Origin of the sequence: Brevibacterium picturae (assembly GCF_900105045.1) — a bacterium.
GTDB lineage: Bacteria > Actinomycetota > Actinomycetes > Actinomycetales > Brevibacteriaceae > Brevibacterium > Brevibacterium picturae.
In genome coordinates this window covers 1,532,740-1,555,732 of record NZ_LT629739.1, presented here as the reverse complement: position 1 = coordinate 1,555,732, position 22,993 = coordinate 1,532,740, and the positions used below count along the sequence as shown (strand labels likewise).

Genomic DNA, 22,993 nt, shown 5'->3' with positions numbered 1-22,993 from the left:
GAGGGCAGACCTGTTTGGAGATCACTCGCCGAGGTCGACGACCTCGAACTCGAGAAGGTTGGCCTGCTCCGAGACGGGCTCCTTGCTGTTGGTTTCGTGTGCGGGCTGGCGGGCCTGGCGCCAGTTATCGAAGTCTTCACGTGTGGCCCACTGCGTGTAGACGAAGTACTGGTCGCCGCCGGAGACCGGACGCAGCAGCTGGAAGCCTTCGAAGCCGGGTGAGCCGTCGACGGAGTGCTTGCGTGCCGCGAAGCGCTTCTCGAGTTCACCGCGTGCCGCCTCGGGGACGGTGAGGGTATTGATGGCGACGACGGACATGCTGGCTCCTAAAGCTGGGGAACAATTATCTGCAGAACAACGGTTCACAGACCGACGGCGAAACCGTTCGTGTCTTCCTCGAGGCTACGACCGAAATCTGGATCCGAGCTGAATTGTCCACATGAGACCGCGCCGCGTCTCAGCGGCGTGAGATGAAAGAGGCCGCCGCCCTCAGAACGCCGAGTGGGGTGCGCCGATGCCCGGATCGATCTGCGTGGGCCCGTTGGAACTGGGTGAGATGTCGACGTCGAATATCGCTGTCGGCAGGTACACGGTGGCACACGCATTGGGAATGTCGACGACGCCGGAGAATCTGCCTTCGATCGGTGCCGCGCCGAGCAGCAGATAGGCCTGCTCCGGGCTGTAGCCGAACTTGGCCAGGTAATCGATGGCGTGCAGGCACGCCCGCTGGTAGGCCAGATGGGAGTCGAGGTAGCGCTGCTCACCGTCAAGCGTCACCGAGGTTCCGGAGAACGCCAGCCATTCGGAGTACTGCGGGGCGGTATTGCCGGGTTGGAAGATGGCGTTCTCGCTCACCCCGTAGGTGTCCATTCCACCCTTGATGAGATCGACGCTGATGTCGACGAAACCACCCATTTCGATGCCGCCGCAGAAAGTGATCTCACCATCGCCCTGGCTGAAGTGGAGGTCGCCGACGGAGAAGTTCGCGCCGTCGACGAACACCGGGTAGAAGACTCGTGTGCCCTTGGTGAGGTTCTTGATGTCCTGGTTGCCGCCGTTCTCCCGCGGGGGAGCCGTGCGTGCACCTTCGGATGCGACGCGGTCGAACTCCGCATCGCTCAGCGAGCCGAGGATCGCACCCTGAGGTTCAGGAGGCAGGGCCAGGGGTGGTTCGCGGTTCGGGTCGGTGGCGATGAGGGCGGCCTCGCGGGTGTTCCACTTGCCCAGCAGGTCCTTGCTCGGGGCGGTGCCCATGAGGCCCGGGTGGACGATCCCGGTGAAGGAGACACCGGGGACGTGGCGCGATGTCGCGGTGCCGCCGGAGAAGTCCCAGACTGCTTTGTAGGCGTCGGGGAACTGGTCGACGAGGAACGAGCCGCCGTTCTTCTTCGCGAAGATTCCGGTATAGCCCCAGCCCTGCCCGGCAAGCGGTCCCTCCTCCTGCGGGATCGGCCCGACATCGAGGATGTCGACGATGAGCAGATCGCCTGGCTTCGCACCCTCGATGGCAACGGGACCGGAGAGGGCATGGACGATGTCCATCGGTGCATCGCGGATGTCATCGGCACTGTCATCGTTCTTGATGGCGCCGTCGAACCATTCGCGGCAGTCCAGCCGGAACGATTCGCCCGGCTTCACATGCACGGCTGCAGGAATGTCAGGATGCCAGCGGTTGTGACCGGTGACCGCCTGGGCGGTGAAGGGCTGAGTCGAATCGAGTGGAAATACATTGTCCGGCATTGTTCTTTCCCTTTCTTGGAGCTCCGCCCGGAAGCCGATCGACCTCAGGCGCGGGGAAGCTTGACCTCAGGCGCGGGGAAGCTTCGCGTGCCGCGGATCCCGACTCACCGGCTGCGCACGGCGACCAGAGGAGGGAACGCGCGAGACGACGGGTGGTGACTCTGCGGTCTTCTTCGTTGCGTCGATGACGCCGAAGGCAGTGCCGGAACCGGCGCCGAGGTGGGGGGCGGTGAATGCGGAGACGGCTGTTCCGCAGCAGTCGGGGCACGTCACGGATTCCGGTTTCCGGCTCATCGGAAAGACCTGTTCGGTGTCGCCGCAGGTCGTGCATCGGTAGACGTAGGTGGGCACTGGATCACTCTTCTCGAAATCATTGCCGACATATGAGTCTTTATGCATTCATACACTGTCACCAGGAAAGACTCAAGGGTGTTGGCGAGAATTCATTGCTCGGTCACTGCGATTTCGGTGAAATGGAGCTCGGGGTCGTGGCGCTTCGAGGCACGTCGGATCCGTTCCGCGGTGAGCCTGCTGATCTCGGGGAAACCGTCTTCGGAATCCGCGTCCACGAGGCTGCGCGCATTCTTCGACAGCAGGGGTTCTGGGGTTTGGACGAGGATGAACTTCCGTGAGCCTTCGTCGCGCTGGTTGGCCGCCATCACCGCCTGCGCGGTCGTGCCGGAGCCGGCGAAGAAGTCGAGGACGATGGCTTCAGGGTCGAAGAAGGTCTGTGAGGCCACGAGCGTCTTGACCAGGTCGACGGGTTTCGGATAGCTGAAGATCCCACCCAGCCCGAGGTCTTCGAGGTCGTTCTGCCCGCCCAGGGCCTTGATGATCGAGTAGAGCTTCGAGCTCGCCTTCTCAGCAGGCGTCACGCGCACGACCGCGTGCTTTCCCTGCGCTCCCCATTGGCGCAGGACGTACTCGCCCGTGCCCAACTTCGCGTCCACCTCGGCGAGCTTCTTCGCACCCTTGACCTCGAGGATGTCCTCGTACATCAACCGCCGCTCCTGGCCGCGGGCGTAACGGCCGAACCCGGCGCGCAGCACATCCGTTTCAACGAGCATGCGTCTGCCGTCGATGATCTCAAGCTTCGCCGGTGCCTTCTTCTCAGTCAGGAACGCCCCCGCCTGACCACCGACTCTGCCCCACACATGGACGTAGTCGTGGCCGCGGACGAACGAGGGCGAATTGCCGCCGCCCTTCGCACGCTGATGGATGAGGGTGCCCAGCGAATTGTCCTCACCGAAGATCTCGTGACCCAGCAGCTGTGCCCACGCGCTCTCACCGTCGTCGAGGTGGATGAAGATCACCCCGTCATCGCGCATGAGTTCGCGAGCGAGCATCAGGCGGGGAGTCATGAAGTTCAGCCAGCTCGCGTGATCGTGCCCGTGATCCTTGTACGCCAGCGCATTGCCCGTGTTGTACGGCGGATCGATGTAGACGACCTTGACTCGCCGGCGATGCGTGGCCAGCAGCCCGGTCAGCCCCGGCAGATTGTCCCCGACGACCAGAAGATTCTCATCGACGCCTGGAACATAGGTGTCACCGTCGCGAATGAAGTGCGGACCGTCGCCGAGGTGGCCGGAAGCGTCCGCGTCACCGGAGATCAGGCGTCGACCGAGTGCGAAGGCGGCGTCCTTGCCAGTCCAGTTCAGGGCCGTCGACATCCTTCTCCTTCGCCGCGATCGGTGCCAAGATTGTTGTATGAGTATTTCACGAGTAGCCGTGGTCGGTGCCGGGATCGTCGGCGTGGCGCTCGCCCGCGAGATCATCAGCAGACTCCCCGAAGCCGATGTCACCGTCTTCGACAAGGCCGAGCAGGTTGCCGCACATCAGAGCGGACACAGCTCGGGAATCGTGGATCCCGCCCTCGACGCGAAACCGGGGTCATCGGAAGCGAAGCTCGCTCGCCGAGGTGTTGAGCTACTGGTCCCGTTCGTGTCCGAACGCGGCATCCCCTACCGCGAGTGCGGCCAACTGCTGGTTGCGCAGAACACCGACGAGGCCGACCGACTCGAGGAGATCCTCGCCCACGCCGAAGCGAACCAGGTCCCGGGAGTGCGTCTGCTCGACCGCACGGAGATGCGGGAGATCGAACCCAACGCCAGGGGAGTGCTCGCCCTGTATTCGCCGCACACCGCCGTGACCGATTACGCCGCTCTGACCGAGGCACTCGCCTCCGATGTCAGTGCCGCCGGCGGGGCTTTCCGCTTCGGTAGTGAGGTCACCGGCGTCGACGTGATGAGCAACGAGGTTCGCGTCCGCATGCGCGTGGCAGCGCCCGAGCGCAGCGAGCCCGCTGCCGACTCCGACGATGACTCCGCTTCAGGCTCCGATGCTTCCTCTGCAGTCCGCGACGCTGACTCCGCCGCAGAATCCGACGGCGATATCGACGATCAGGTGCACGAGGCTCCGCGGACTTATCGCGGGGATAACACCGGCGGACCGGTGATCGACTTCCGCGACGAGCTGCGTAGCCGCTTCGGCTCTCAGGACTGGTTCAAACAGGTCGAAGACACGATCGACAGCCTCAGCGACCGGTTCACCAATCCCGCCTCGGGACGCTCTCGCCAGTCGGGCGGGGGCGAACCCCGGCACACTGGTGCAGACGAGAACCGGGAACCTGCCGGAGACGAACGCGAACAACCAGCCCGCGTCGAGGACGCCGAGGTCTTCGATCTCGTCATCGTCTGCGCCGGCCTCCAGGCCGATCGTTTGGCAGCGGCGGCCGGCTTCGACGAGGAACCTCGCATCGTCCCGTTCACTAGCGACTACTACGCCGTCGACGACTCCGCCGAGGTGGTTCGAGGAATCATCAGCACAGTTCCCGATCCGGCCTCCCCATTCTCTGATAAATCCGTGGTCAGAGGCATCAACGATGGACTGATCCTGGGCCCGAACACCTTCGTGTCCCTGGGCCGCGAACGCTATGACAAGCACGGCTTCGACCTCGGCGATGTGGGATCGACCGTCGGGTTCAAAGGGTTCTGGAAATTCGCGGCGCAGACCGCGAAGACCGCCGCGCGCGGCGCCAAACCGGGCATCAGCACCTCCGCCTTCGTCGAAGGGATCCAGAAGTTCGTTCCCGCCGTCAATGCCTCGTACGTTCGCCCGGGCACACGCGGCATCCGGGCTCAGGCGATCAATGCCGACGGCTCGTTGGTCGACGAACTGCGCGTGACCACGCGCGGCAGGCTCACCATGGTCAGGAGCCTGCCGAAGTCAGGGGCCACCTCGGCGCTGGCAGTGGCCGAACATATTGCGGACCAAGTCTTCGGCGCGTCCGACGATTCGACGAACTGACGGACCCACCTTCGATGGGGTAAATCGCCTCAGCCGGAGTGGCGTTCGAGGAACTCGTAGACCTCGGTGTCGTCGACACCGGGAACGGCACCAGGCGGAACGGCCGCCAGCAGGGAGGCATGCATCTGCGCCGAGGGCAGCGCCTGCTTCTCCCACTTCTCGGCCAGGTCCTCGGGTGCTTGTCGGCAGCAGGCGGGATCCGGGCAGGCCGACTTTGAACGGATCTGAGATTCCCGACCTTCGAACCACTTCACGTGGGCGAACGGGACTCCCACGCTGATCGCGAAGTCACCGCCGGGCAGTACGCGTGCGGTGCACCAGAACGAACCTTCCGGGGTGTCCGTGTACTGGTAGTACGGGCTGAACCTGTCCGCGACGCGGAAGACCGTGCGGGAGGTGAAGCGTTTGCACGCGAACTGCCCCTCGATGGCGCCGAGCGGATCCGTGGGGTAGGGCAGGCCATCGTTCGAATACGCCTTGTGGATGGTTCCGGAGCGGTGGACCTTCATGAAGTGCACGGGCAGCCCCAGGTGCTCGGTGGCCAGATTGGTGAATCGGTGGGCGGCCATCTCGTAGCTGACGCCGAACATGTCGCGCAGATGCTCCACCGAGATCTCGCGCTTCTTCTTCTCCTCGGCGAGCATCGGCACGGCCGAACTCTGCGGAAGTAGCACGGCCGCCGCCAAGTAGTTCGCCTCCACGCGCTGCTGCAGGAATTCGCTGAAGTCCTTCGGGGAATCGTGGCCGAGGACGTGCGCGGCCAGGCTGGTCAGCAGATGCGAACGAGGGTCAGCCGCAGCATCCGCATTGGGCAGGTACAGACGATTGTTCGCGGTGTCGGAGATCGACCTGGTCGATGACGGCAGGTCGGAGACGTAGTGGAGGCTGAAGCCCAGCTTCTCCGCGATCGTCGCCGTCTGCCGCTGAGAGACCGTCCCCGATTCGTAGTCGGCCAGACGCAGGAGCTCGGCGGCCTGAGCCTCGAGGTCGGCGAAGTAGTTGTTCTTCTCGCGCATGTTCTCGCGCAGTTCCCGGTTGGCCCGACGAGCCTCCTCCGGGGTCGCGGCCCGGCGTTCGAGGACTTGGCCGAGCTGTCGCTGCAGACCCACGATCGCCTCGAGAGCGTCAGGCGGCAGCGACTTGATCCGCACCTGCGGCAAGCCCAGAGAGGAGTACATGGGCGAGGCCTGATTGCGTTCGGCCTCGAGCTCGAGGGCCTGCCTGCCGTCGACGGGAGTGGGGTCGATGAGCTCGGCGACCTCGGTGTGCAGGGCCTTCGCGATCGCGGACAGGAGGGTGACAGAAGTTTCTCGCTTACCGTTCTCGATCGTCGAGATCTGAGAGGCTGCGCGCCCCACTCTCTCGCCCAGCTCGCTCAGCGTCAGCCCGCGCTGTTTGCGAAAAAAGCGGATTCTTCTGCCGATGCTGAGTGTGTCTGCCTCGTGCTCGGCAGCTCCCAGATCCGTCTGATTGCTCGTCATTGCGGCCCCTATCGATGTTGTGTGCTGGTTCACACGCGCTTGCAATCAGTATGACATAACCACGAAATTTCTAAAACCGGAAAATAGTCGATTATTCCTAGCGAAAACCTCTATCGACCCCCTTGCAGTCACGGCAGACTGATCTCACCAACCCCGAACGAGTAGGAGTGAATGACAATGACTGACAACACCACGCAGGCCGACTTGCACGATGCTGAGGCCATCCGTCGCGACTGGGCGGCCAACGCCCGCTGGTCGGGAATCGCTCGTGACTACGAGCCCGAGGATGTCGTCAAACTGCGCGGTTCGCTGATCGAAGAGCACACACTGGCTCGCCACGGTGCCGAACGCCTGTGGAACCAGGTCTCTTCCAGCGACATCAAGTCCGGCGAGTACGTCAACGCACTCGGTGCGCTGACCGGCAACCAGGCTGTTGAGCAGGTCAAGGCCGGTCTCAACGCCATCTACCTCTCTGGCTGGCAGGTCGCCGCCGACGCGAACGCCGCCGGACAGACCTACCCCGATCAGTCGATCTACCCGGCCAACTCGGTGCCGCAGGTCGTGCGTCGGATCAACAACGCACTCATGCGCGCCGACCAGATTGAGACTTCGGAGGGCAACAAGCAGGTCGATGACTGGTTCGCTCCGATCGTGGCCGACGCGGAAGCCGGATTCGGCGGTTCGATCAACGTCTACGAGCTGATGCGCTCGATGATCTCCTCCGGTGCTGCCGGCGTGCACTTCGAGGATCAGCTCGGTTCCGAGAAGAAGTGCGGCCACCTCGGCGGCAAGGTTCTCGTTCCGACCTCGCAGCACATCCGCACCCTCAACGCGGCTCGCCTGGCGGCCGACGTCGAGAACGTGCCCAGCCTCGTCATCGCCCGTACGGACGCAGAGGCAGCCACGCTCATGACCTCGGACATCGACGAGCGCGATCAGCGCTTCGTCACCGGTGAGCGGACCTCTGAGGGCTTCTACAAGATCAGGAACGGCATCGAAGCAGGCATCGCCCGCGGACTGTCCTTCGCTCCCTATGCGGACATGCTGTGGATGGAGACATCGACACCTGACCTTGAGGCTGCCAAGCAGTTCGCGGATGCGATCCACGCGGAGTACCCGGACCAGAAGCTGGCCTACAACTGCTCACCCTCGTTCAACTGGCGCAAGCACCTCGACGATGCCACCATCGCGAAGTTCCAGCGCGAGCTGGGAGCCATGGGCTACAAGTTCCAGTTCATCACCCTGGCCGGCTTCCACGCGCTCAACTACTCGATGTTCGATCTGGCTCACGGTTACGCCCGCAACCAGATGACGTCGTACGTGGAGCTGCAGGAACGCGAGTTCGCTGCCGAGGAGCGCGGCTACACCGCGACCAAGCACCAGCGTGAAGTCGGAACCGGTTACTTCGACCTGGTTTCGACCGCACTCAACCCGGAGAGCTCGACGACTGCTCTGACCGGTTCGACCGAATCCGCTCAGTTCAACTGAGCCTTCGGTGACCCGACCGGTCACGCGACGACTGACACCGCAGACGCCGGTGGACTGGTCGCTTCGTTCCCGGTCACCTAGTACTCGGCGCGGATCGACAGCGTTTTCACGGGGTTTGCACTGTTGATCCGCGCCGGCACCCCGGCGCACACCACAACCAATCACAACCTCGGCGACACCAGCAGTACCGATTGACCGCAATACAGATCACGCACCAACGCAACGCACATCAGCAGCACACATTCCGACGGGTGAGGAGAAGCCCCATGTCTCACATCAAGATCAACGCCCCCATCGAACCCGGCTTTGACACAATCCTCTCGGAGTCCGCTCTCAACTTCGTCGCGGCACTCCACGATCGCTTCAGCGACCGCTTGGGCAAGCTGCTGGGAGTCCGCGGCCGTCAGGCGCAGAGCATCCGGAACGGCACGTTCCCGAGGTTCACCCCCGATACCGCAGGCATCCGGGCCGACACCAGCTGGAAGGTCGCCGGCGCGACCGGCGCTCCGGGTCTCGAGGACCGACGCGTCGAGCTGACCGGCCCCGTGTCCGAACCTGAAGTCGTTGCAGCGCTGAACTCCCGTGCGAAGGTCTGGCTCGCCGACCTCGAAGACGCCACCAGCCCGACCTGGGCCAATGTCATCGGCGGACAGCTCAACCTGTTCAACGCCATCCGCGGCAACCTGCCGGGCGTGAACAACCGTGTCCAGCCCACCATCGGCCTTCGCCCCCGCGGCTGGCACCTGCCCGAGAAGCACCTGCTGCGCGTCGATGACCAGGGCAGGCAGAGCGAGACTTCGGGCGCCATGGTCGACTTCGGCCTCTACTTCTTCCACAATGCCCGCCGACTCGTCGACAACGGTTCCGGGCCTTACTTCTACCTGCCGAAGCTCGAATCCTTCCGTGAAGCTCGTCTGTGGAACGAGATCTTCGTCTTCGCCCAGGACTACATGGGCCTGCCTCAGGGAACCATCCGGGCCACGGCTCACATCGAAACGATCACCGCCGTGTTCCAGATGGAAGAGATCCTCTGGGAGCTGCGCGACCACTGCGCGGGCCTCAACGCTGCAGGCTGGGACTACCTGTTCTCACTGGTGAAGAACTTCCGCAACTCCCCGAAGTGGGTGCTGCCGGATCGCGAACACCTGACGATGGGACTGCCCCTGCTGCAGGCGTTCGCCGACCGGCTCGTGTCGACCTGCCACCGCCGCGGAGCGCACGCGATCGGCACCATGAGCAACCTCATGACCACGCACCCGGACAGGGAGTTCGTCGCGGCCGAGCTGGAGCAGATGCGCGAGGACAAGGCTCGTGAAGCCTCGCGCGGCTTCGACGGCACCTGGGTGGCTGAGCCCGGTCTGGTCGACGATGCGCTGGAGGTCTTCGATGCGGCACTCGGCGACAAGCCGAATCAACTCGACAACCGCCGGGTCGACGCCCACGCTTGCGCCGAGCACATGCTCGACGTCTCGGGACTCGACACCACCGTCACCGAGGAAGGCGTTCGCCTGAACATCCGCGTGGCCATCGGCTACATGAACGAATGGCTGGGCGGCAATGGCAACGTCGCACTCGAGAACCTGCTCGAGGACGCCTCGACCGCGGAGATCTCCCGGTCCCAGATCTGGCAGTGGATCCGCCACTCGGTGACCCTGGACAACGGGAAGCAGCTCACCCGCGATCTGGTGGAGCGCTACATGGGCGAGGAGCTCGCGGTCATCGAGCGCCATCCCGCCGATCACTACACCGAGGCGGTCGAGATCTTCCGCAAGAGCGCGCTCGAAGAGGACTTCCCGGAGTTCCTCACGATGCCCGCCTACAGCGACCACCTGGTCGACCGGGTGTCGAAGGGCACCGTATACGCGGCCTGATCACCACCCTTCAGCTACCCGAACCGACAATAGCTCCCCGTGTGCACGGAGCTATTGTCGGTTCGGGTAGTTTTTGCGTCGCGCCACGGTGGGCGGGCGCTCAGCTCCACTCCGCGGGTGGCCAGGGCTGGCCATCGGCCTGGGCATTGAGCTGATAGGCGATCGCACCGTCGATGGACTCGCGAATGATGTCCGCGTGCCCGGCGTGGCGAGCGATCTCGGTAGTCAGATGATTGAGGATCCACCGGACGTTCATGACGAAGTCCTTCGGCATCCACGGATTTCCGGGCGTCGGCACCACGGTCCCCAGGTCGGTTCCGTTCTCCGCGACGGACCGACGGGCCGCGTTGATCTCGGTCAGGCTCTTCTCGAAGATCGCAACCACCTCGGCGATGGTGAGGTCGGGGAGACCAGAACCGTCGAACATTCCGTTGAGGCCGAGCCCGTCATTGATCGTCGGATACTCCTCCTCACCGATGTAGCGGGTCGGGTCCTTCACCTGCTGCAGCCAACCGTTGATGACCTGTGCCGCATGGGCCAACAGACCTTTGATGCTCAGTGAGCTGGCCGTCGGAGTGCTGCGGGCCTGCTCATCGGTGAGGTCGAGTGCTGTGAGTTTGAGCTGAGTGCACTGCTGCTCCAGGTAGGAGAACAGGGCGTCGGCTTCGGTCGTGACGGACGGGGCGAAGAATGACATGGGAGCTCCTGATCATCTGTGGTCGATCCGCTCGTTCGGATCGATGAGACAAGTCTCCAGTCGAACGCGGACGTATAATGTCCGCTATGACCGCCGACTCACGTCTGCTTTCTCTGCTGGGAATGCTCGCAGCGGGACGGACCTGTTCCGCGCGCGAATTGGCCGCGCACTTCGGGGTCACTCCTCGTTCGATCCGACGCGACATCGCGAGCTTGCGCGAGCTCGGCTATATCGTCGAGTCCCTCCCCGGTGTTGCCGGCGGATACAGAGCGCAGTCGCGCACCCTCCTGCCCCCGCTGCAGCTCGAGACCGGTGAAGCACTGGCCACGGCAGTCGGCCTGGCCCTGCTCAACGGCGCCGGATTGGGCACCGCGAATGCGGACTCGGCCACCGTGAAGCTGCGGGCGATGCTGCCTGCCACGACGCGCGAAAGCGTCGGGGACATCAGCGCGGCGGTGTCCGTTCTTCCCGGTCATGAGCCCGGGGTCGATATGAGCGCTGTGATGACGACCGCCTCGGCGATTGCATCTCGCAACGTCCTGACATTCGCCCATGAGAAGCGACAGGCCTCCGGATCCGAGACGTTGCGGCGCAGGGTGGAGCCCGTGCGGATGGTCGTCCTCGGCGCGCACTGGTACCTCTACGCCTGGGATCTCACCCGAAGCGATTGGCGGGTGTTCCGACTCGACCGGATGAGCGAGGTCCACGAAACGACGTTCGCCTTCGCTGACAGGGACCATCCCGACGCCGAGGCGGCCGTGAGTTCCGCCGTCACCACCGATGCGTACCGCCACACGGTGGTCTTGGAGGTGGATGCCTCTGTGCCCGAGACCAAATCCTGGTTCCCGACGAGGACGGCGACGATCACGAAGACCCGCTCCGGTTCCCGTATCGAATTCGGAGTCGAGGACCTGACCTGGGCGGCGGTGATCACTGCGGCGACTCCGGTTCCCTTCCGCGTCGTCGAGCCGCCGGAACTGCTGAGCGCGCTGCAGGAGCTCGGAGAGCGTGCGACTCGTGTGAGCCGGTCCGGCACGACCCGCCCCGCCTGAGCAATGACGTGCGCTGGTGGCTGAGAAACTGTGTGCCGGCGGCTGAGGCACTGTGTGTGCTAACGGATACCCGAACCGGCAAAAGCGTCGTGCAGGCGGCGCGGTCTTGCAGGTTCGGGTAGCCGGTGCGGTTCGATGACCGCTGGGTGTCCTCACGGTGATACGGGAATGAATGAATCAGAGCGGAGCTAATACACTAGTCGATATGACGATTCTCATTGGCTATCTTCCTGCTCCTGAGGGTGAGGCGGCTCTGCGCGCGGGTTTCGCAGAAGCCAAACTTCGGTCGAGCAACGCTGTCGTGATCAACTCCCAACGACGCGGAGCCAGTGGAACCCCGACCGAGATCGACCAAGACGTCATCGACCGCATCGTCTCTCTCGGCAAGGATTCGGACGTCGAGGTCGAGGTGCTTCAGCCCGATCACGAGGACGACCTGCCGGGAACGCTGAATGAACTGGTGGAAGAGCACGACGCTCAGCTCATCGTCATCGGCCTGCGCAAGCGCTCGGCGATCGGCAAGTTCATCCTCGGCTCGCAGGCCCAGCGAATCCTGCTCGAGGCAGAGGTCCCGGTCCTCACAGCCAAGGCCTAACGCGCGGGTTCGAGACCCCAGCCCCAGGCGAGCAGCTCCGGCAGTGACACGCCTTGGGCGTTGCTGAGGTCAGCGATCTGGGTGCGGCAGGAATAGCCGTCGGCGAGGACGACCCGGGTGCGGTCACCGTCGCCGGCTACTTCTCCTGTCCCCGCAGCTCCTCCCGCTCCGACTGCGTGCGGTTCCTGATTGCGCAGTGCTTCCTGCTCGCGCAGTGCCGGGAGCAGAGCCACCTCTGCCACCGCGACCGAGGTCTCGTAGTGGCCCTCTTCGACTCCGAAGTTCCCGGCCAGACCGCAGCACCCACCCAGGAACGTCGACGCGGCACCGGTTCTGGCCAGCAGCTCCTTATCCGCGGCGTTGCCGAAGATCGCCGACTGATGGCAGTGCGGCTGCACGAGCGTCTCGACTCCGTCCAAGCGTGGCAGTTCGGCACCCATGCTGAGCAGGTACTGGGCGAAGGTCTGCACGCGTGAGGCAACCCGGGCCGAGGCCTCATCGGCCAACAGCTTCTGCGAATCGTCCTTGAGCGTCGCCAGACACGAGGGTTCGACCCCGATGATGGGCACATCCCCGGTCGCATCGAGGGCGCTGATCGTCGCGCCCAGATTCGCCTTCGCCGCGTCGAGCTGGCCCGTTGAGATCAGCGGCAGTCCACAGCACACGGTCTGGTCGATGACGCGCACGGTGACACCCGCACGCTCGAGCACGGCAACGGCGGCGGCGAGGATGCGCGGCGCGAAATGATTCGACCACGAATCGGCGAACAGAATCACCTCATGGGTCTTCGACCGTGGGCCCACCGATGTCGCATCCGACTGCGCGGCACCTGACTCCGGCGTACCCGAATTCCCGGGCCCCACCTCGGCGGCGGTGCCGTCAGCGGTCTTCCACCACTTCCGAAACGTCGTCGACGCGAACTGCGGGATGGATCTGCGAACGTCGATCCCGGCCAGCTTCTTCGCCACGGTCGTCAGCCCCGGCAGGCCCGAGACCCGGTTGACCACGGGAGCCAGCGGCGTGACTACGCGCGCCAGCTGCGGCAGGAAGCCGAGCGAATAGTGCTTCATCGGGCGCAGTCTGCCCTTATAGGACTGGTAGAGGACCTCGGCCTTGTACGTGGACATGTCCGTGCCCGTGGGGCACTCGGTTCCGCAGGCCTTGCAGGACAGGCACAGGTCGAGGGCGTCGGCGACCTCGGGGGACTGCCACGAGGAGTCGAGGAGGTCGCCGGACACCATCTCCTGCAGCACCCGGGCACGTCCGCGGGTGGAGTGCCGCTCGTCGCGAGTGGCCTGGTAGGACGGGCACATGACCTCGCCACCAGCGGCGGAATCGGCGCGGCACTTGCCGATGCCGGTGCACCGATGCACGGCAGAGGCGAACCCCGCCGACTCTCCCTCGTAGGCCATCGCCAAGGTGCCGGGCAGCTCCTCTCGCAAGGGCAGCTGGGTCAGTCGCAGCGACTCACTCAACGCATCCGGATCGACGATGACCCCGGGATTGAGTAGATACTGCGGGTCGAAGAGCTCCTTGACCTCCTTGAACAGGTCGATCACCGCCGGGGGATAGACGAGGCGCAGCAGCTCGGACCGGGCCCTGCCGTCGCCGTGTTCACCCGAGACCGATCCGCCGTAGCGCGCCACGAGCTTCGTCGCCGCGACCATGAATGTGCGCATCACCTCAGGGCCATCGGGATCCTCAAGCGGGAAATCGACGCGCATGTGCAGGCAGCCGTCACCGAAGTGACCATAGGGAATTCCCCACAGACCATGCTCGGTGAGCAGATCCATGAGATCACGCAGATAGTCGCCGAGGTGGTCCACCGGAACCGCGGAATCCTCCCATCCGGCGTGGGCGTCGCGTCCGTCCGGGGTGCGGGAGACGAGGCCAGCACCATCGGCGCGGATCCCCCACACCTCGGCGGCGGCCTTGGCGCCGAGCACCGCAGAATCCACTGCGTTGGACTCCCTGATCAGGCGCTTCGTCTCTTCGACGAGCTCGGCTTCGTCCTCGCCGGTGAGTTCGACGACGAGCCAGCCGGCGCCTTTGGGCAACTGGGGGACCGCCTCGGCGCCCTTGGTGTCGATGACTCGATCGAGCATGCGCGAATCGAGGCCTTCGCAGGCCGCGACCGGGAAGTCCTTCAGCAGCGGAGCATCATGTGCGGCGGCGACCATGTCCTCAAATCCGAGCACCACCGCCGAGGTGTGGGTCGGATCCTTGACCAGGCGCATCTTCGCGGCCAGCACGATGCCCCAGGTGCCCTCGGTCCCGGCGAAGGCCCGACGCAGGTCGAAGTCGTTCTCCGGCAGCAGCGCTTCCAACCCGTACCCGGAGACCTGCCGAGAGAAGGTGCCGAGATTCATCCGGATGGTGCCCAGTTCCTTGCCGACGAGTTCGTGGAGACGCGGGAACTGCTCGGACGAATCGGTGTCGTCGAGGGTGACGATCGTGCCGTCGACGAGCATGACCACCAGCGCGAGGATGTTGTCGCCGGTGCGACCGTAGCCCAGCGCTCGTGGCCCGCAGGCGTTGTTGCCGATCATCCCGCCGATCGTGCAGCGAGTATGGGTGGAAGGATCCGGGCCGAAGCGCAGACCGTGTGGCCGCGCCTGGGCTTGCAGGTGAGCGTGGATGCATCCCGCCTGGACCCAGGCGGCCTGCGCATCGGGGTCGAGGGAGAGGACCTCGTTCATGTGGCGGGAGAAGTCGAGGATGATGCCCGTGCCGATCGCATTGCCCGCGATCGAGGTGCCCGCGCCGCGACTGGTGATGGGCACGCCCAATCGGCGCGCGATCGTCAGTGTGCGCGAGACGTCGGCCTCGTCGTGCGGGAACACGATGACCTGCGGCACCAGGCGGAACAGAGAAGCATCGGTGGTGTAAGCGGCACGGTCGGTGTCATCGACGCTGAAGTCACGGACCCCCGAGGTTCGGAGCTCGGTCGAGAGAACATCGGCGAGGGACATCTCTGTCTCCGCAGACTTCCGAGGTGCACTGGAGCTGTGAGCCAATGTGGTCATGTCCGCATTGTGCCACTTCAGCTGCCAGTCGGATACTCCTTCAGCCGCGGGTGGGATGGTGCCCACTACGGGCGGGATGTTCCACCGGCGGGCGGCAGGATCCTTGGAAACGTTATTAAAACGTTACATCGAAAGGTTAAGATACTGCATCAATTTCTTTGATTCGGGAACTATTGGCTTATTTTCATAGTGGTGGTATTTAATGGAACTACATCATTAGCTGGCATCGAGCCACAGTCGTAAGTAAGGGAAGAAACCATGTCGCGTCGTGCCCGTGAATTAACCGTTGATCAGACAGCCTTAGTTGGTGCAGTACGAAAGGTTTCTCGTCAGCGATCCAAAATCAATACCGATTACGTGATGGCGATTCTTCGCGCTCGTGAAGAAGGGGCAACCTTCGGGTCCATCGCGGAGGCCGCCGGAACCTCATCACAGGCGGTGCAGGAGATCGTGCGCAGGCATGGTCAAGTGCAGCGCCCCGAAAGTGCAAAAGCCGCACCAGCCCCCGCGAAATAAGGTCGAAGCATTGCCGCAGAAGCGTGTGCCGACCGATGGCGCGCCGAGGTCGTCGTCCCGACTGTGGGTCACAGTGACGTGATTCGCACGGGCGCGTGCTTCGGGTGCTCAATGGTGACCCGAGTCATTCTTTTCATCACCATTTGATAACAAGAGTTCTTTATTGTGGAATTCATGTGAAAAGCGTGCACGTGGCATTAATGGGACGGGCGCGCTGGGGTGGTGGAGCGCCTGCGGGGTCGAGTGCTCATGTGATCGAGATGTCGGACCTCAGCTTGTCCGGTTCGGCTCGGGCTCGAGAAGGACAGTGGTGCGAATTCGACGTCGTGACCTCGACGGAATCCGGCCTCAATGCGGCTTAGATACAAGAAGTACACACTCGCGACAGTATTGCAGTGTTGTTACATAAAAGAGCTGGTGAGAGCCGACTAGAGTTGAACTATGAGCTCAGAGACCGACCTTCTGCCCAGTGATGTCAGCGATCTGCCATTGATCCGAATCGCTTCGGATCTGTCCATGATGGCGTGGGAGCAGATGGTGGCCTGGCGCGGCTCCCTCGGCACGCAGCTTGATGCCTCGGTCGTGGATACGAAGACCTCACCCAACGATCTCGTGACTCTCGCAGATGCGCAGATCGAATCACTCGTGCGCGGGTACCTGGCGAAGGTCCGCCCCGGCGATGCCATGGTCGGTGAGGAGGGGGCTCCGGCACTGGACCCCACCGAATTCTTCGACGCGCAGTTCCTGCGCAGGCTCAGCAGCTTTGATCCGAGCGGCAATGATCTCATCGACATGAGTGATCGCAGTCAGGATGCGACTGACAGCAACCGGCCCTTGGAATGGCATGTCGATCCCATCGATGGAACCGTCAACTATGTCCGCAGCATCGAACACTATGCGTTCTCCGTCGGCGTCTGTGAGTCCGGCGAAGTCCATGGGCGGGGCCTGGACGAGGACCGCTGGCTGATCGGTCTCGTCGCCTCGCCGGGGCTGAATGCCACGTGGTTCGGGGTCAAGGGGCGCGGTGCCTATCGTGTCGAAGGGCGCCTGTCGGAGGCCGGCGCCGGAACCTCGAAATCCCGCATCCCTGCCAAGCGACTGCGTGGCACGCCCGCCGGGCTCTCCGGGCGACTGCTGGCGACCGGTTTCGCCTACACCGGTGACAATCGCGGGCCGCAGTTGGCGAAGCTGTTCACGCTGATGGACGGCTATGACGACATCCGCCGCTGCGGATCGGCGGCCATCGACCTGTGCATGCTCGCAGAGGGCAGGGTCAACAGCTATGCCGAGCGCGGTCTCGGGATCTACGACTACGCCGGTGGCGGCGTCATCGCCGAAGAGTCCGGCGCTTATGTTCACCGAGGCGGCTCCGGTGGCCCCACAGCGGCCGCGGAGTCCGAGCGGGAAGTTCGTCGGCTCATCGCCTCGATCTGATCGACTGTCCCACCGCTGACCCGGCTGCTTCACTGCCGGGCCAGCGTCCTGCGCTGAGCCGCGCCGCGACTACCTGCGTTGTCAATGTGAGATGAATAACGTTAGATTACTGTCACGTATACCGTGAAGCTTAGGCTAAGCTAATTCACGGTTCGTGTTCATTTGTCATCAATGACTTTTGCAGGAAGTAGATCATCATGGTTTCGTCTCGCCTCCGTTTCAGCGCCCTGGCCGGCGTGGTCGCACTCGCCCTGGCAGGCTGTGGCCAAGCAGCCGCCGACACCAGCGCCGAGGGCGACGCCGGCAGCACCATCGACATCGAAGACAACAACGGAACGCAGACTGTGGCCAGCCCACCCTCCTCGGTCGTCGCCACAGACAACCGGACCTTCGAAACTTTGGATACCTGGGGCATCGAACTCAGCGCCGGTGCTGTCTCCCTGATGTCCGAGGACCTCAGCTACACGAAGGACGACTCGGTCCTCGACCTCGGTTCGCACCGCGAACCCGATCTCGAGAAGATCGTCGAGGCCAAGCCCGACCTGGTCATCAACGGTCAGCGATTCGCCCAGTTCCACGACGAACTCGCGAAGCTGGCGCCCGACGCCACGGTGCTCGAGCTCGACCCGCGCGACGGCGAAGACTTCGGATCCGAACTCAAACGTCAGACGACCACCCTGGGTGAAGTCTTCGGCAAACAGGACGAAGCGAAGAAGATCATCGACGACTACGACGCCTCGGTGAAACGAGCCAAGGCCGCCTATGACAGCAGTGACACGGCCATGGGCCTCATCACCTCGGCGGGCGACATCGGCTATTCCGCACCCTCGACCGGACGCACCGTCGGACCGGTCTTCGACATCCTCGGCCTCAGTCCTGCCCTCGAAGTCGAGGAGAGCAGCGAAGGCGACAAGGGCGATGACATCTCTGTCGAGGCCATCGCTGAGTCCGACCCGGATCTCATGGTCGTCCTCGATCGCGATGCCTCCTTCGCCCCCGAGGAGCGCGATGAAGGTTCGGCGCCTGCTGCCGAGGTCCTCGAGGACTCCGAAGCTCTCAAGGACGTTCCCGCGATCAAGGACGACAAAATCGTCTACTTCCCGCAGGACACCTACCTCAACGAAGGCATCCAGACCTACACCGAGTTCTTCAACGACTTCGCCGACAAGCTTGAAGCGCAGAAGTGACACCTCCCAGCCGTAATTGAGAACGAGAATGACGAGTACGCGCAAGGGCTCTGCCGATCACACGGCCGCCCCCACCTCGGGGGCGGCCGGCGTCGCGACACCCGAGGCCACCTCAGCGAGCAAGGGCTCTGCCGAGGTGAAGAGCCCGCTGTTGAGCTGGAAGCTGGCGGTGGGCGTCGTCGGGGTCCTGCTGCTGCTCGTCCTCTCCCTGCTCACCGGCGTCTACGACATCTTCGGCGGTGACGGCGGGGCCGAGATGTTCCAGATCACCCGTGTCCCGCGCACCATCGCACTCGTCCTGGCCGGTGCGGCGATGGCGATGTGCGGCCTGGTCATGCAGCTGCTGACGCAGAACCGATTCGTCGAACCGACGACGACGGGCACCACGGAATGGGCGGGGCTGGGGCTCATGCTCACCGTCATCGTCTACCCGGATGCCTCAATCCTGGCGCGAATGATCGGCGCCATCATCGCCGCCTTCATCGGCACGCTGGTCTTCTTCCTGTTCCTGCGCCGGGTCTCGCTGAAGTCATCGCTCATCGTGCCCATCATCGGCATCATGCTCGGCGCAGTGGTCGGGGCGATCTCGACCTTCATCGCCGTCCAGACCGATATGCTCCAGAGCCTGGGCATCTGGTTCGCCGGCAGCTTCACCTCGATCTTGCGCGGCCAGTACGAGATCCTGTGGGTCGTCGTCATCGTCGTCATCGCGGTCTTCATCGCCGCCGACCGGTTCACCGTCGCCGGCCTGGGCAAAGAGGTCGCGACGAACGTCGGACTCAACTACAGCCAGGTCATCCTCATCGGCACCATCCTTGTGGCCATCGCCACGGGCGTCGTCACAGTGGTCGTCGGCAGCCTGCCGTTCCTGGGCCTCATCGTGCCCAATATCGTCTCGATGATTCGCGGCGACGACCTGCGCAGCAATCTGCCCTGGGTGTGCCTGCTGGGCATCGCGATCGTTACGATCTGCGATCTCATCGGCCGAGTCATCATCATGCCCTTCGAGCTGCCCGTCTCCGTCATCCTCGGAGTCGTCGGTGCCGCCGTGTTCGTCGGGCTTCTCCTGCGACAGCGGAAGCGGGGCTGAGGCGCACCATGAGCGCAGAGACGACAGAATCCACGACCTCCCCGACGACGAGTCGCTCGGATCAGGGGAAGACAACCACGTTCTCGAACGCCCCGTCGAAGACGGCGACGCATGGGACCACGCCGACGAAGCGACAGACCACGCCGACGACGAAGCGGCAGACCACGTCAGCGTCGGCACCGAACGGAGAGCAGCCTCGGCGATCTTCCGGCTCTTTGGGCACTGCCAAGGCCAGGTGGCGGTACTGGTCGATCATGATCGGCCTCATCGTCGCCTCGGCGGCCATCGCTCTTGGCCTCCTGGCCTGGGACAACCCGATGCCGATCACTGACGACGGATTCTGGCTCATCGCGCAGATGCGGATGAAGAACCTCGTCGTCATCGCAATCGTCGCCCTGTGCCAGGCATTCGCGACCGTGGCCTTCCAGACAGTGACGAACAACCGGATCATCACGCCCTCGATCATGGGCTTCGAATCCCTGTACGTGGCCATCCAGACCGGAGCCATGTACTTCGTCGGAGTCACCGCGATCGTCGACCTCAAAGGACTGGTGCCCTTCACCGTGCAGCTGCTGCTCATGGTCGGGCTCTCGCTGGCACTCTACGGCTGGCTGCTCTCAGGCAAGTACGGCAACATCGCGATCATGCTGCTCATCGGGGTCGTCATCGGCGGCGGGCTGGGATCGATCGCGACGTTCATGCAGCGGACCCTGACGCCCAGCGAATTCGACGTCCTCGCGGCCCGCCTCTTCGGCTCGGTCTCGAACTCGGACTCCAGCTACCTGCCGGTCTCCATCCCGCTGTGTCTGTTGGCCTGCGCTGCGATCTACATGATGTCCTCGCGGCTCAACGTCCTGGCTCTCGGGCGGGATACGACCAGCAACCTGGGGCTGAACTACAAGTTCGAGATGATGAAGGTCCTGTTCTTCGTCTCGATCCTCATGGCCGTGTCCGTGTCGATGATCGGCCCGATGATCTTCCTTGGCTTCCTCGTCGCGATGCTCGCCTACCAGTTCTCCGATACCTATGACCACAAATACGTGCTGCCGATGGCGGCCCTCCTCGGGTTCGTCGTCCTGGGCGGGGCGTACTTCATCATGAAGAACCTGTTCTACGCCGAGGGCGTCGTCTCCATCATCATCGAGGTCATCGGCGGCGGCGCATTCCTCATCGTCATCATGAGAAAGGGACGACTGTGATCACCCTGAACCAGGTCCGCAAGGCCTATGGCAACGACGTCGAGATCGGTCCCGTCGACCTGCAGATCCCGGCCGGGGGAGTCACCGCGCTGGTCGGACCCAACGGTGCCGGGAAGTCGACCCTGCTGACGATGATCGGACGTCTGCTGGGCATCGACGACGGTGCGATCGAGGTCGCCGGATACGATGTGTCGTCGACGAAGTCGAAGGATCTGGCGACAATCGTGTCCATCCTGCGCCAGGAGAACCACTTCATCACCCGGCTGACGATCCGCCAGCTCGTCGGATTCGGCCGTTTCCCCTACTCCAAGGGGCGCCTGACGACTGACGATGAGGAGATCATCTCGCAGGCCATCGACTTCCTCGAACTGGCCGAACTCGAGGACCGGTTCATCGACGAACTCTCCGGCGGCCAGCGGCAGCGTGCCTATGTGGCCATGGTGCTGGCTCAGGACACCGACTACGTCCTGCTCGACGAGCCGCTGAACAATCTCGACATGAAGCACTCGGTGCAGATGATGCAGCACCTGCGCCGGGCCGCTACCGAGATGGGGCGGACCATCGTCATCGTCCTCCACGACATCAACTTTGCCGGCCACTACGCCGACCACATCTGTGCGGTGAAGACAGGCAGCGTCGTGGAGTTTGGAACACCTGCGGAGATCATGACCGCCGAGGTGCTCTCGGCCGTCTTCGACACCCCGGTCGAGGTCATCGACGGGCCCCGGGGACGGCTTGCCGTGTACTACTGAGGTTCGCAGCAACTCGCCTTGGGGTGTGGCTTCGACGTGCCCAAGACGCGACGTGCCCGGTGCGCCGGGGCGCTGTTGTTCTGGGTGTTTTGCGGCGCCGATCACTTTTGATGCAGAAGAGCAGTTTGCAGACTGGCTACGTGCACTGAAAATGATCGGAGAGTGCATGAAAGGCAGTCGGCGGCACCGTGGCAATCGCTGAGATCTGTAGGTCGAGGTGAGCTGAGAGGAACATTCCGTGCGAATCAGGGCAGCGCGCTTGTGGAAAACCCGACGACTCGCGTTCGAATCGGCTGTGGATGGCTGACGGTTTTCCACAGGCACACAATTCGCCCTGGCATTCTCTGAGCACTGCGACCCATGCTCGGTAGATGTACAACATCGTCTACTACAAGGACCTCGTATCGGCAGGAGTGTCGACTCGAGTGATTCGTCAAGCTCAAGAATGCTGCATGCGACGCCTGTGTCGCGGCGTGTACACCGTCCTGCTGGACTGCTCGAATAACGCCCACCGAAGGATCGCGCGGTTCATCGACGATCCGAGCTGGACCGAGCTGCACTCGCAAAAGACGCCAGCCCAGCTTCGGGATGACTTCTCTTACCAGGAGCAACTTCGCCGACTGCGCGTTCTCAGCTATTTGAGATACCGGAGCGGCGATACTGTCTGGGGCACCTCGGCAGCACTGATACACGGCATTCCACTCTTCGGAGTGAAACCTGGCCCGATCTTCGTCGTTCACCCCACCAGTGGTTCCCGGTCGACCGAGATCATTCGAACGGTGCGGACAGTCGACAGGGCAGACCAATGTACTTTCTCCCACCTTGTGATCACACGTCCCATCAGAACTTCTCTGGATCTCGTGCGCCAAGAAGGACAACAGGCTGGGTTCGCTGCGATGGAGGCGGTGCTTCGAACCTCTATTTTAGGAGCCGAAGCGGAACGCGGCCTTCGCTTCGGCTATCCGTCTGGGTTCCGGGAACTTGCGCGTAAAACCGTTGTGGAGAACTGGTACCCCGCAATTGCGCGTCTTCCAAACGGTCACGCGACTGCTCGACGCATGGCTGACTCACTCAATCCGATGTCCGAGAGCATCGCCGAGAGCTTCTGCTCGTTCGACCTGCATGCTCTCCAGATCAGCGGATTCGAGCAGCAGATAAGCATTCGCGACGACAGAGGCTTTGTCGGCCGTGTCGACTTCGTCCACGAGGAGACGAAGACGATCATCGAAGTCGATGGCATCGGCAAGTATCTGGCCGAAGGCCGAGAGGCCATGAACAAGGAGAGCGATCGGCACAACCGTCTGCTGTCCATGGGCTACACGATTGTTCGTATGAGGTTCAAGGACCTTCTTCACCTGAACACATTCGCAACGAAACTGTACGCCCAAGCTCCTGGGTTGAGGAGATTTGCGGGTGCCGTCCGGTGAGTTCATGCGCCGTCGAAGCTGAGTTCATTGGCGCTGTGGTGGGCAGTCCCTTCGTGCGGCGGCCAGTGATCTCCGATCGTGCAGCTCCTATCTCACGCTCGTGCGGGCCCAGCCGTCGGCATGGAGTCAGTC

At 63.4% G+C, this 22,993-nt stretch carries 20 protein-coding genes; 12 read left to right on the top strand and 8 right to left on the bottom strand.

Features of this window, described 5'->3' with window-relative positions:
* Positions 1-21 precede the first annotated feature (21 nt).
* The 4 genes from BLT92_RS07300 to BLT92_RS07285 form a co-directional block, all read right to left on the bottom strand.
* The gene (locus BLT92_RS07300) at positions 22-318 is read right to left on the bottom strand and encodes an antibiotic biosynthesis monooxygenase family protein (protein WP_092104438.1); all 297 of its coding nucleotides are present in this window, start codon (positions 316-318) and stop codon (positions 22-24) included.
* A gap of 171 nt (positions 319-489) precedes the next feature.
* Positions 490-1,740: a formamidase gene (fmdA, locus tag BLT92_RS07295; RefSeq protein WP_092104436.1), complete on the bottom strand. Its 1,251-nt coding sequence runs from the start codon at positions 1,738-1,740 to the stop codon at positions 490-492.
* Between the two features lie 66 nt (positions 1,741-1,806).
* Positions 1,807-2,139: an FmdB family zinc ribbon protein gene (locus BLT92_RS07290; protein ID WP_197679684.1), complete on the bottom strand. Its 333-nt coding sequence runs from the start codon at positions 2,137-2,139 to the stop codon at positions 1,807-1,809.
* 44 nt (positions 2,140-2,183) lie between these two features.
* Entirely contained in the window at positions 2,184-3,410 is a 1,227-nt protein-coding gene (locus BLT92_RS07285) for a site-specific DNA-methyltransferase (RefSeq protein ID WP_092104434.1), read from the bottom strand.
* Positions 3,411-3,447: 37 nt separating this feature from the next.
* Here BLT92_RS07285 and BLT92_RS07280 point away from each other — a divergent pair, with 37 nt between their 5' ends.
* On the top strand, positions 3,448-5,046 hold the full coding sequence (locus BLT92_RS07280; protein ID WP_092104432.1) for an FAD-dependent oxidoreductase: 1,599 nt from the start codon (positions 3,448-3,450) through the stop codon (positions 5,044-5,046).
* Positions 5,047-5,075: 29 nt separating this feature from the next.
* Here BLT92_RS07280 and BLT92_RS07275 read toward each other — a convergent pair whose 3' ends face one another.
* Positions 5,076-6,527: a helix-turn-helix transcriptional regulator gene (locus tag BLT92_RS07275; RefSeq protein WP_092104430.1), complete on the bottom strand. Its 1,452-nt coding sequence runs from the start codon at positions 6,525-6,527 to the stop codon at positions 5,076-5,078.
* Positions 6,528-6,704: 177 nt separating this feature from the next.
* On the opposite strand from BLT92_RS07275, the gene aceA reads away from it, so the two are divergent.
* Positions 6,705-8,015: an isocitrate lyase gene (aceA, locus tag BLT92_RS07270; RefSeq protein WP_092104428.1), complete on the top strand. Its 1,311-nt coding sequence runs from the start codon at positions 6,705-6,707 to the stop codon at positions 8,013-8,015.
* 266 nt (positions 8,016-8,281) lie between these two features.
* Positions 8,282-9,886, top strand: a complete 1,605-nt coding sequence (aceB, locus tag BLT92_RS07265; protein ID WP_092104426.1) for a malate synthase A — start codon at positions 8,282-8,284, stop codon at positions 9,884-9,886.
* A gap of 100 nt (positions 9,887-9,986) precedes the next feature.
* Here the strand turns inward: aceB and BLT92_RS07260 are convergent, their stop codons facing one another.
* On the bottom strand, positions 9,987-10,583 hold the full coding sequence (locus tag BLT92_RS07260) for a DinB family protein (RefSeq protein ID WP_092104424.1): 597 nt from the start codon (positions 10,581-10,583) through the stop codon (positions 9,987-9,989).
* Between the two features lie 86 nt (positions 10,584-10,669).
* On the opposite strand from BLT92_RS07260, the gene BLT92_RS07255 reads away from it, so the two are divergent.
* Together BLT92_RS07255 and BLT92_RS07250 are read left to right on the top strand one after the other, a co-directional pair.
* On the top strand, positions 10,670-11,635 hold the full coding sequence (locus BLT92_RS07255; RefSeq protein ID WP_092104422.1) for a helix-turn-helix transcriptional regulator: 966 nt from the start codon (positions 10,670-10,672) through the stop codon (positions 11,633-11,635).
* Between the two features lie 205 nt (positions 11,636-11,840).
* A complete protein-coding gene (locus tag BLT92_RS07250; RefSeq protein ID WP_009883440.1) occupies positions 11,841-12,230 on the top strand; it encodes a universal stress protein in 390 nt (129 codons plus the stop codon).
* Here BLT92_RS07250 and BLT92_RS07245 read toward each other — a convergent pair.
* Positions 12,227-15,202, bottom strand: coding sequence for an FAD-binding and (Fe-S)-binding domain-containing protein (locus BLT92_RS07245; protein ID WP_092108935.1), 2,976 nt, complete (start codon positions 15,200-15,202; stop codon positions 12,227-12,229). The two genes, BLT92_RS07250 and BLT92_RS07245, sit on opposite strands and share 4 nt — an antisense overlap.
* A gap of 312 nt (positions 15,203-15,514) precedes the next feature.
* On the opposite strand from BLT92_RS07245, the gene BLT92_RS20380 reads away from it, so the two are divergent.
* The 4 genes from BLT92_RS20380 (at position 15,515) to BLT92_RS07230 (ending at position 19,483) form a co-directional block, all read left to right on the top strand.
* The gene (locus BLT92_RS20380) at positions 15,515-15,772 is read left to right on the top strand and encodes a hypothetical protein (RefSeq protein ID WP_157691371.1); all 258 of its coding nucleotides are present in this window, start codon (positions 15,515-15,517) and stop codon (positions 15,770-15,772) included.
* Positions 15,773-16,213: 441 nt separating this feature from the next.
* On the top strand, positions 16,214-17,206 hold the full coding sequence (locus BLT92_RS07240) for an inositol monophosphatase family protein (RefSeq protein ID WP_092104420.1): 993 nt from the start codon (positions 16,214-16,216) through the stop codon (positions 17,204-17,206).
* A gap of 197 nt (positions 17,207-17,403) precedes the next feature.
* Complete coding sequence (locus BLT92_RS07235; protein WP_092104418.1) at positions 17,404-18,393, top strand: siderophore ABC transporter substrate-binding protein; 990 nt, start codon at positions 17,404-17,406, stop codon at positions 18,391-18,393.
* 28 nt (positions 18,394-18,421) lie between these two features.
* Positions 18,422-19,483: an ABC transporter permease gene (locus tag BLT92_RS07230; protein WP_231939077.1), complete on the top strand. Its 1,062-nt coding sequence runs from the start codon at positions 18,422-18,424 to the stop codon at positions 19,481-19,483.
* 61 nt (positions 19,484-19,544) lie between these two features.
* Here the strand turns inward: BLT92_RS07230 and BLT92_RS20590 are convergent, their stop codons facing one another.
* Positions 19,545-19,739: a hypothetical protein gene (locus BLT92_RS20590; protein ID WP_172802529.1), complete on the bottom strand. Its 195-nt coding sequence runs from the start codon at positions 19,737-19,739 to the stop codon at positions 19,545-19,547.
* Here BLT92_RS20590 and BLT92_RS07225 point away from each other — a divergent pair.
* The 3 genes from BLT92_RS07225 (at position 19,699) to BLT92_RS07215 (ending at position 22,861) form a co-directional block, all read left to right on the top strand.
* The gene (locus BLT92_RS07225) at positions 19,699-20,682 is read left to right on the top strand and encodes an iron chelate uptake ABC transporter family permease subunit (protein ID WP_092104416.1); all 984 of its coding nucleotides are present in this window, start codon (positions 19,699-19,701) and stop codon (positions 20,680-20,682) included. The two genes, BLT92_RS20590 and BLT92_RS07225, sit on opposite strands and share 41 nt — an antisense overlap.
* Complete coding sequence (locus BLT92_RS07220) at positions 20,679-21,434, top strand: iron ABC transporter ATP-binding protein (protein ID WP_092104414.1); 756 nt, start codon at positions 20,679-20,681, stop codon at positions 21,432-21,434. The genes BLT92_RS07225 and BLT92_RS07220 overlap by 4 nt, the downstream gene beginning before the upstream one ends.
* Positions 21,435-21,805: 371 nt before the next feature.
* A complete protein-coding gene (locus BLT92_RS07215; RefSeq protein WP_157691370.1) occupies positions 21,806-22,861 on the top strand; it encodes a DUF559 domain-containing protein in 1,056 nt (351 codons plus the stop codon).
* Positions 22,862-22,993 lie beyond the last annotated feature (132 nt).